The 9,180-nt window shown below is 71.7% G+C and carries 6 protein-coding genes; 3 read left to right on the top strand and 3 right to left on the bottom strand.

All coding sequences use genetic code 11. From position 1 onward, the window contains the following. Positions 1 to 437: 437 nt before the first annotated feature. The 3 genes from ACO03V_RS13500 to groES form a co-directional block, all read right to left on the bottom strand. Complete coding sequence (locus ACO03V_RS13500) at positions 438 to 1,721, bottom strand: ABC transporter substrate-binding protein (RefSeq protein WP_423137927.1); 1,284 nt, start codon at positions 1,719 to 1,721, stop codon at positions 438 to 440. A gap of 183 nt (positions 1,722 to 1,904) precedes the next feature. Beyond that, the gene (rarD, locus tag ACO03V_RS13495) at positions 1,905 to 2,846 is read right to left on the bottom strand and encodes an EamA family transporter RarD (RefSeq protein ID WP_423137926.1); all 942 of its coding nucleotides are present in this window, start codon (positions 2,844 to 2,846) and stop codon (positions 1,905 to 1,907) included. A gap of 127 nt (positions 2,847 to 2,973) precedes the next feature. Further along, on the bottom strand, positions 2,974 to 3,270 hold the full coding sequence (gene groES, locus ACO03V_RS13490; RefSeq protein ID WP_039394204.1) for a co-chaperone GroES: 297 nt from the start codon (positions 3,268 to 3,270) through the stop codon (positions 2,974 to 2,976). A 478-nt stretch (positions 3,271 to 3,748) separates the two neighbouring features. On the opposite strand from groES, the gene ACO03V_RS13485 reads away from it, so the two are divergent. From ACO03V_RS13485 to ACO03V_RS13475, 3 genes are all read left to right on the top strand, one after another. After that, positions 3,749 to 5,668: an Hsp70 family protein gene (locus tag ACO03V_RS13485; protein ID WP_423137925.1), complete on the top strand. Its 1,920-nt coding sequence runs from the start codon at positions 3,749 to 3,751 to the stop codon at positions 5,666 to 5,668. A gap of 31 nt (positions 5,669 to 5,699) precedes the next feature. Then, on the top strand, positions 5,700 to 8,249 hold the full coding sequence (locus tag ACO03V_RS13480) for a LuxR C-terminal-related transcriptional regulator (protein WP_423137924.1): 2,550 nt from the start codon (positions 5,700 to 5,702) through the stop codon (positions 8,247 to 8,249). Positions 8,250 to 8,376: 127 nt separating this feature from the next. Then, positions 8,377 to 9,120 carry an IniB N-terminal domain-containing protein gene (locus ACO03V_RS13475; protein ID WP_387056380.1) on the top strand — a complete coding sequence of 248 codons (744 nt, stop codon included), beginning with the start codon at positions 8,377 to 8,379 and terminating at the stop codon, positions 9,118 to 9,120. Positions 9,121 to 9,180: the final 60 nt, after the last annotated feature.

Here is a 9,180-nt window from a genome sequence, read left to right as displayed (position 1 = left end):
CGGCCGAGGGAGGTGGCATCCACCCCTCCACCTCCTCCCCTCGCCACAACCCCTCCCCCCGGCCACGAGCGACCCCGTCGGCGAAAGGAGGGGATGCGGCCGAGGGAGGTGGCATCCACCCCTCCACCTCCTCCCCTCGCCACAACCCCTCCCCCCGGCCACGAGCGACCCCGCAGGGGTGGGAAGGAGTCGCGGCCGCGCGGACGGCTGTTGGCCGTCCTGCGGGGCCCAGCCACCCCCAGAACCGTCCTGCGGAGACCGGAAGCGACACGCCGCCCCGAAGCCCGCTGCACCGGCGTGTCGCCCCACCACTCCGCACGACGGCAGAGACCCTCGCGACAAGCCCTCCCCGCATGCCGGGGACGGAATATGGATGCCACGGGCACGACGAAGGGGCCCGGATCCTGGCGGATCCGGGCCCCTCGATGCGGGTCAGGTCACTCGTTGAGCGAACCGAACTCCGTGTTCAGCAGCGTGTACTTGTTGTCCGCGCCGTACTGGTAGATGCCGACGTACGCCTCGGTCGGGTCGCCGTTCTCGTCGAACGTGATCGGACCGGAGACACCGTCGTAGTCGATGTCGGTGCCCTCGTTGATGAGCGCGAGGCAGTCCGCGAACGTCGTGCACTTCTCGCCGCCCTCGGAGACCGACTGCATGTTGTCGCGGATCGCCGTGCCCGAGTCCTCGCCCGCCTGAGCGGCGGCCAGGGCGGCCACGATGACGGCGTCGTACGACTCCGGCGCGTAGCTGAAGTCGGTCAGCGCGGGGTCGACCTCGAGCAGACGAGCCTGGAAGTCGCTGTCGGCCGGGTTGCCGGGCAGGGTGCCCTTGCCGCCCTCGAGCGTGCCCTCGGGGAACTCGTACGAGTTCGACAGGTTGCCGTCGACGAAGTAGACCTGCGATCCCGGGTAGCCCTGCGTGTTGACGAGCTCGGGAATGATCGAGGAGGTCTCCTCGAACGCGATCACCGCGATGGCGTCGGGCTGAGCCGCGAGCAGCTCGTCGACCTGCGACGTGAAGACCGTGTCACCCGGGTTGTAGGGGACCGCGACCGAGACCTCGCCACCGGCGGCCTCGATGGCCGTCGTCGCGTTGTCCTTGAGGCCGATGCCGTAGGGGTCGTTGATGTAGATGATGCCGACGTTCGCCGCACCGTCACCGGTCATGAGATTACCGAGCACGCGACCCTGGAGGACGTCCGAGGGGGCGGTGCGCCAGTAGTAGCCGTCGTCGGCGTAGTCGGTGAAGTCGGGCGAGGTGTTCGCCGGCGAGATCTGGACCACGCCCGCGTCGACCAGCTGGTCGACGAACGTGAACGAGACGCCCGAGGACGCCGCACCGATGACGACGTCCGCGCCGGCGTCGACGAGCTCGCTCGCCGACTGGGTCGCGATGTCGGTGGTGGTGTCACCGGAGTCGCGCTCGGTGAGCTCGACGGTGAAGGGGAACGCGTCGCCAGCGGCCTCGATGTCCTGCACCGCGAGCTTGACACCTGCGACCTCGGGCGGGCCGAGGAAGGCGAGGTTACCCGTGGCGGGCAGGATCGTGCCGACGTGGAAGGTCCCGTCGGACTCGGACACGGCTCCCCCGCCGGACGAGGCGGAGGGGGCTGCGTCGCTGCCGCCGCCACCGCTGCACGCGGCGAGGAAGAGCGCGCTGGCACCGATCACGGCGATACCGCCGTAGACCTTGCCCGCGCGCGTGCGCGTGAAGACGCTCATAGTGCTCCTTGCTGTGGATGAACGTTCGGCAGCGTCGGGACGCCGCCTGGTGACCTAAACCTAACGGCCCCCAGGTTTTCGCCGTGTTGCCGTTCGTTAACGATGTGAGTCATCCCGGTCACGGGCGCATAACGGCCGCCGCCTCACCCCACGGATCGCCCGGTGGGACCGGATGCCTCCCCCTCAGACGGGCTCGGACACCTCGGTCGGAACCCGCCGGTTCCTGCGCGCTGCGGCCACGGAGTCCGCACTGAGGAGCACCAGTGCGACCCAGACCAGACCGAACCCGATCCATCGCTCGGCGGTCATCGGCTCGTGCAGCACCCACACGCCGATGATGAACTGCAGGATCGGTGCGACGAACTGCAGCAGGCCGATCACCGTCAGAGGGGCGCGGCGCGCACCCGAGGCGAAGAGCAGCAGGGGGACGGCGGTGACCGCTCCGGCCGCGAGCAGCAGGAGGGTGTGGACGGGACCCGCGGTGCCGAGGGTGAGGCCGGTCGTCGCGCTGACGGCGATGAGCTGCACCACCGCGACGGGGAGGAGCCAGAACGACTCGAGGGTGAGTCCGCTGACGGCATCCACCGCCGGTCCGATCTGCTTCTTGACCAGCCCGTAGATCCCGAACGACAGCGCCAGGGTCACGGCGATCCACGGGAAGGCGCCGTAGCCGACCACGATGACGACGACGGCGAGCACGGCGATGCCGATCGCGATCCAGGGCAGCAGCCGCAGCCGTTCACGCAAAACCAGGACGCCCAGCAGGACCGTCACGATCGGGTTGATGAAGTACCCGAGGCTCGTCTCGATCACGTGCCCGGTCAGCGTGCCGATGAGATACGTCTGCCAGTTGACATAGATGAGGACCCCGGCGAGGGCGGTCAGCGCCATGAGGCGCGACTGCCGCACGATGGCCAGGAACGGTCGCCAGATGCGCAGGACCGTGAGCAGCAGGAGGCAGAAGGCGAACGCCAGCACGATCCGCCACGCCACGACCTCCCACGGGCCCGTCGGCCGCAGCTGCAGGAAGTAGAGCGGCAGGACGCCCCAGAGGAGGTAGGCGCCGAGAGCGTACAGTCCCCCGCGGAACGCCCCGCCGGCAGGAGCGGGAGCAGGGGAGGTCATTCGACCAGCCTAGGACCGCCCCTGTCGGCGCGGGCGCCGTCGGACGGCCAGGGGACGTCGCATTCCGGCCGAAACGAAGAGGACCCTGGATGCCATGGCATCCAGGGTCCTCTCGAGAACGCGAAGGTCAGCGCACGACCACCGCGAGGACGTCGCGGGCCGAGAGCACCAGGTACTCGTCGGCGCCGAACTTGACCTCGGTGCCGCCGTACTTGCTGTAGAGCACGCGGTCGCCGACGGCGACGTCGAGGGGGACGCGGTTGCCGTTGTCGTCGATGCGGCCGGGGCCGACGGCGACGACCTCGCCCTCCTGCGGCTTCTCCTTGGCGGTGTCGGGGATGACGAGACCACTCGCGGTGGTCTGCTCAGCCTCGACCTGCTTGATGACGATGCGGTCCTCGAGCGGCTTGATGGAAACCGACACGGTCTACCTCTTCTTTCTCGTTACAGAAGACTTGTCAGCACTCACGCGGGGAGAGTGCTAATCCGAGTGTAGAGAAGCGCTGGCACTCATGCAACGCGAGTGCCAGTCCGGGCTCGCGAGCGCCGAGGGGTGCTTATACACCATCTGGATGCCGCTCGAACCCCCGGTTCACGGGAACCCGCATGATTCCGGGTATTTTCCGAACACCCGGTCATTGTCTTCCACCTGCCCTTTCATCCCCGGCCCCCCTGTGACACACTGCTCGCAAGGGCGTCGCTGCGTAAGGGGCATGAAGCGACGAAAGCGAACCGCTGTCTACGACGACGGCGGAAACTTGGGGATGAGTGGGGCTGCTTCGGCGTCCCTGCGCACCCTGCTGGGGGTCATATCAATGGGAACGCCGTACTACTTGGCGATCGATGTGGGGACGAGCAGGACGGCCGCGGCTACCGCGCGCTCTGCACCGGACGGAACGCTGGTGGCGACACCGCTTCCGCTGGGGCGGAACGCCGACAGCACGCCGACGACCGTCTTCGTCTCGGACAGCGGACTTCTCTTCGGAGACGCCGCGGAACGCCGGGGAACGGCCCAGCCCGAGCGGCTGGTGCGCGAGTTCAAACGCCGCATCGGTGACGACGTCCCGATCGTCGCCGCCGACCGCCGCTTCTCGCCGCAGGATCTCTACGCCCTCGTCGTGGGCTGGGTCATCGGCACCGCGGTCGAGCGCGAGGGACAGCACCCCGCCGGGATCGCCGTCTCCGTCCCCGTGACGTGGGGCGAATACCGCACACGTCTCGTACAGGACTCGATCGGCCGCCTCGGCTGGAACGACGTGCACGTCATCACCGAGCCCGAGGCCGCCGCGCGGCACTACGAGTCCACTCACCCGCTCGAGAGCGGCCGCGCCCTGGCCGTCTACGACTTCGGCGGCGGCACCTTCGACACCGTCATCCTCCAGAAGTCGCGCGACGGTCACGTGGACTTCGTCGGCGCACCCGTCGGCATCTCCGACCTCGGCGGAGCCGACTTCGATGACATCGTGCTGCGGCACACCGTCCGCACGGCCGGTCTCCCCGCGGCGACGATGGCCGCCGCCGCCACCGACCCCGGGCTGCGGATGGCGCTGGCCTCCCTGCGCCGCGAGTGCGTCGAGGCCAAGGAGTCGCTGTCTTTCGACGGCGAGGCCGTGGTCCCCGTGCTCGTCGGCGACGGCCACGGCGCGGTGCGCCTTACGCGCGCCGAGTTCGAGGACATGATTGAGCCCGAGATCGAGCGCACGATCGAGGTTCTGGAGACGGCGCTCGAGCAGTCCGGGCTGACCGCCGAGGACCTGGATGCCATCCTCCTCACCGGCGGCACGTCGCGGATCCCGCGCGTGGCCCAGCTGCTGTCGGAGCGGTTCGACCGCCCGATCGCGGTGGACGCCGACCCCAAGGCGATCATCGCCCTCGGCGCGGCCCGGGTGGCTGCCGACGACGCCCGCGGTCCCCTTGCCGCGGTGACGGACGACGAGGTCGACGAGGACGCAGAGGACGACGACGACCCGATCGCCGCGGCCGGCTTCCGCCCGACGCGTGCGGAGAAGCGCGCTCCCTGGTTCCGTCGCGTCCCGGCGACGGCCTACGTCGCGGCCGGGGTCACCGCCCTGGCCGTCGGGGTCGGGTTCGTGAGCGTCCCCGCACTCGGCGCCGGCATCCTGGCCCGCTCCGACGCGGAGATGACGTCGCAGCCCCTGGCCGAGGACCGCGAGGACAGCAAGTTCCTGCCCTTCGGTGAGCCCTCCGAGACGCCCGAGAACATCGCCGCCCCGGAAACTCAGCCCGTCGCGGCGCAGGAGCCGGCCGCCCCGCAGCAGGAGGCCGCCCCCGAGCGGTCGTCCGGCGCCAGCAACCCGCGCGCCCGCGCGCAGCAGCGTCAGGCCCCCAAGACGAACGAGAAGCGCAGCAGCGCCTCGCCGGTCGCACCGGTCAACCAGGCGGCGCCCGCCCCCGCGTCCGGCGGAGGCAACGGTGGTGGCGGCGGTGGCGGCGGCCAGCAGGGCGGCGGCAGCACGGGTGGTCAGGGCGGCAGCTCCACGGCCCCGACCACCGGCAACAGCTCCTCGCCGACGACGCCGACGGACACCGAGACGGGCACCACCGCCCCCGGGACGACCTCCCCCTCCCCCAGCGACCCCGGCACCACGTCGCCGTCGCCGTCGGATCCGGGGACCACGTCGCCCTCGCCGTCGGACCCGGGCACGACGTCCCCCTCGCCGTCGGACCCGCCCCCGACGACCCCGGCCGAGACGCAGCCGCCGGTCACCGAGGAGCCGCAGCCGGAGCCCCCGGCCGAGACGACGCAGCCGCCGGCCGAGACCTCGACGCCGGACCCGGGCTCCACCGAGCCCGTCGGCTGAGTCGCGCCGCCCGGAACGAGGAAGCACCTCGATGTCGATCTCGACCACGTCGTCCGACCCTGCCATTCCGGACCTCGGCGGCGTCCTGCTGCCGCGCGTCGCCCGCACCCTGATCACCGCGTACGTCGACGCCGCCGACCCCGCGCCCCTCGCGGTGGTCGGGACGGCCGGCGCGGGCAAGTCCCGGGTTCTTCGTCACCTGTTCGCCGCGCTCCGCGCGTCCGGCGCCGCTCCGACCGCGCTCGTCGCCGGGGCGGAGATGGATGCCGCCCCCGGCGGCGTGATCGTCGTGGACGACGCCCATCTCCTCGACGACGCGCTGCTCACCGCTCTCTCCGCGCGTCTGCGCGAGGGGACGGCCACCGTCCTCCTCAGCACCCGCCCCGACCCGGAGTCCCCGGTGCTGCGCGCCCTCCTCGAGGACGTCGAACGTCACCAGCCGCCGGTGCTGCTGGGTCACGTGTCCGCGTCCGACGTGGCGACGTTCGTCGGCGGCACGCCGACGCCCGCCTCCCGCGCGTGCATCGGCGCGATGCTCGAGATGACGGGCGGCCTGGCCTGGCTGACCGCCGAGGCGCTGGTGCTGCACGGCGACGTCGCCTGCGACGGGCGCTGCGACCACGAGGAGATCTCGCGCTCGCTCTTCGACCTCGTCTCGCACCGCATCGACTCCCTCGACGCGTCCGTGCGCCGACAGGTCGAGGCCCTCTGCCTGGACGAGCGCGGGGCCCTCGAGAACGCCTCCGGCCCCGCCTGCGCGGCCGGATACGACGCCGGTCTGCTGCAGCGCGGCGGCCGCACGGTCCCCGTCGTGCGCGACGCCGTGCGCGCCCACCTCACGGCCGAGCGCCTGCTCGAGCTCTATTTCGCACGACTCGTCCAGGATGCCGCCTCCGTGCAGGCGCTTCTCGGCGGCGCGACGGATGCCCGGGTGGCATCCGCCCTGCTCGTCGACGGCGACCGCGAGCTGTCGCGGGACCCCGCCAAGGCGGCGGAGCTGTACCGCGCCGCGGAGACCGCGGGTGCGGACGCCGACGTGCTGGCGCTGCGACGCGCCCGCGCCGCCTGGGCGCTCGGTGACATCGACGCGGCCGGCGCCTTCGTCGACGTGCTGCTCCGGCGCGCCGACGAGGCCCCGGACGAGGAGGCCCTCGACATGGCGGCCGCCGTCTGGGCTATGCGCGGCGATCTCGACCTCGGCTCACAGGTCTATCGCGGCGGTCAGCCGCGTACGCCCGAGAGCCGCGCGAAGTGGCTCGTCGCTGCCACGGCCGCCGGCCACCCCGACCCCGCCGCGGAGCCGACCTCGGCCCCGGCCCGCTCCATCCCGACCGCCCACGGCGTCTCGCTCGAGCTGCTGTCCCGCGGCCTGCGGGCCTCTCTCGGGGCCGACGCCCACGCCGGCGTCTCGGACCTGGTGCGCGCGAGCGAGATGTACACCGCGTCCGGGAGCGACGCCCCGCTGCCGGAGCTGCCCGCCGTCCTGGCGGCGCTGGTCGCCCTGCACCGGGGAGAGCCGGTCGTCGCGCAGACGGCGCTCGACGCCGCGATCGCCGGCGAGCAGGGCGGCGCGTGGGCACGACCCCGGCTTCTGCTGTGGCGCGCCTGGGTCGCCGTGCAGCTGGAGCACCCGGCGGAGGCGGAGGCGGCGCTGCACACCGTCGCGACGAGCGGACGGCCGCTGTCCCCCCGCGATCGCTTCCTCGCCGACGCGGTCGAGCTCGGCTTCACCCGCCGGCACGGACAGCCGTCCGAGCTGGCCCCGGTCTGGCAGCGGGCCCAGGGCTCGCTCCTACGGGCGCAGATCGACCTGTTCACTCTCATCCCGCTCGGCGAGTTCGCCGTCTCGGCCGCCCGCCTCGGCGAGTTCGCGTCGGTGCGCCCGCAGGTCGCGCAGGCCGAACGCCTGCTGGAGGGTCTCGGTCAGCCGGCGCTCTGGGCGGCTCCGCTGCAGTGGTCTTTGCTGCAGGCGAGCATCCTGCTGGGCAGCCCGGAGGAGCTGACCGTGCACGCCCGCGCGCTGCGCGCCGCCGCCGAGCACTCCGCGCTGGCCGCCCGGCTCGCGCACGCCGGCCGGGTCTGGACGGAGGTCCTGACGGGAGAGGTCGACGTCGACGCGATCGAGGATGCGGCCGCGGGTCTCGCCGCGGCGGGCTTCGCCTGGGACGGCGCGCGTCTGGCCAGCCACGGAGCGAGCAAGTCCTCCGACCGTCGCGTCATCGCGCGTCTCCTCGCGTGCGCCCGTCAGCTCCACCCGCGCGAGCGGGCGGAGACGACCGCGCCGGCCGAGGCGCCGGAGGCCGGGCCCGTGATGCTGACGCCCCGCACGACGGAGTACAAGAGCGTCCTCAGCGAGCGCGAGCGCGAGGTGGCCGCCCTCGTGCTGCAGGGCAAGACGTACGCCGAGATCGGGATGACGATCTTCATCTCCCCGCGCACCGCGGAGCACCACATCGCGCGCATCCGCCGTCGCCTGGGCGCCACCTCGCGCTCGGACCTCATGGCGCGGCTGCGCCGCGAGCTGGACGGCGACCCCCGCGGCGGCGCGGCCGACCCCGACCGCCCCCGGAAGCTCGGATGAACGCCACCGCCGGCGGCATCCCGGCAACCCCCTATGACCCGTCGCGCGCTATGGGGGTTCCCCCCGACGCGGACGCCCACCCCCTCGACCTACGGTCGAACAAGAGAACAACCGTAAGGAGACACCAATGAGCGTCACGCTGGCGACCATGGCAGATGCGTTGATCGAGTTCATTCTGAGCCTGCTGCGCGACCCCGATGCGGCCGCGGAGTTCGATGAGGACCCCGAAGGCACGCTCGCCGCCCGAGGCCTGGACAACGTCTCCTACGCCGACGTGTGCTCGGTGGCCCCGGTCATCGCCGAGAAGCCCTCGGTCATGCCGAACCCGCAGCCCGCGGCCCCCGTCCACGTCTCACCGAAGCCGTCGGACAACCCGGTGATCCGCGAGATCAAGACGATCACCAACCAGCTCTCGTACACCCACATCGACGACCGCGACACGATCGTCGACCAGTCGGTGAACCAGAACATCTGGGCAGACGGCGACGTCACCCAGAACTTCGACAACGACGCGGTCGTGGCCTCGGGCGACGACGCCATCGCCGCCGGCAACGACGTCACCCAGGAGACCACCCTGGACCAGTCGACCGACATCAACGCGGGCGAGGACGTCAACATCGGCAACGACACGGACAACACCGCGATCGACGGCTCGTACAACGAGGACACCGACACCACCGAGAACACCGACAACTCGACGGACGTCGACATCGTCGACTCGGGCAACGACTCCTCCACGGACGTCGCGGTCGGCGACTCGTTCAACGACACCACGGAGACGACGGAGACCACCGTCGACACCGACACCTCGGTCGCGTTCGAGTCGACGGACGTGTACATCGAAGACAACACGTCGGATGACACCCTCTGACACGCCTTCGGAACGGCGGGCGGGCTCGGACGAGCTCGCCCGCCGTTCCGGCGCTCCCGC

Origin of the sequence: Microbacterium sp. HMH0099, assembly GCF_049384025.1 — a bacterium.
Lineage (GTDB): Bacteria > Actinomycetota > Actinomycetes > Actinomycetales > Microbacteriaceae > Microbacterium.
Note: the sequence above shows the minus strand (reverse complement) of the source record. Positions and strands in the feature narration are given on the sequence as shown.

Excerpts from the sequence above, each read along its gene's own strand:
- ACO03V_RS13500 (WP_423137927.1), bottom strand. The coding sequence starts at position 1,721 with ATGAGCGTCTTCACGCGCACGCGCGCGGGCAAGGTCTACGGCGGTATC.
- rarD (WP_423137926.1), bottom strand. The coding sequence starts at position 2,846 with ATGACCTCCCCTGCTCCCGCTCCTGCCGGCGGGGCGTTCCGCGGGGGA.
- ACO03V_RS13480 (WP_423137924.1), top strand. The coding sequence starts at position 5,700 with ATGTCGATCTCGACCACGTCGTCCGACCCTGCCATTCCGGACCTCGGC.
- ACO03V_RS13475 (WP_387056380.1), top strand. The coding sequence starts at position 8,377 with ATGAGCGTCACGCTGGCGACCATGGCAGATGCGTTGATCGAGTTCATT.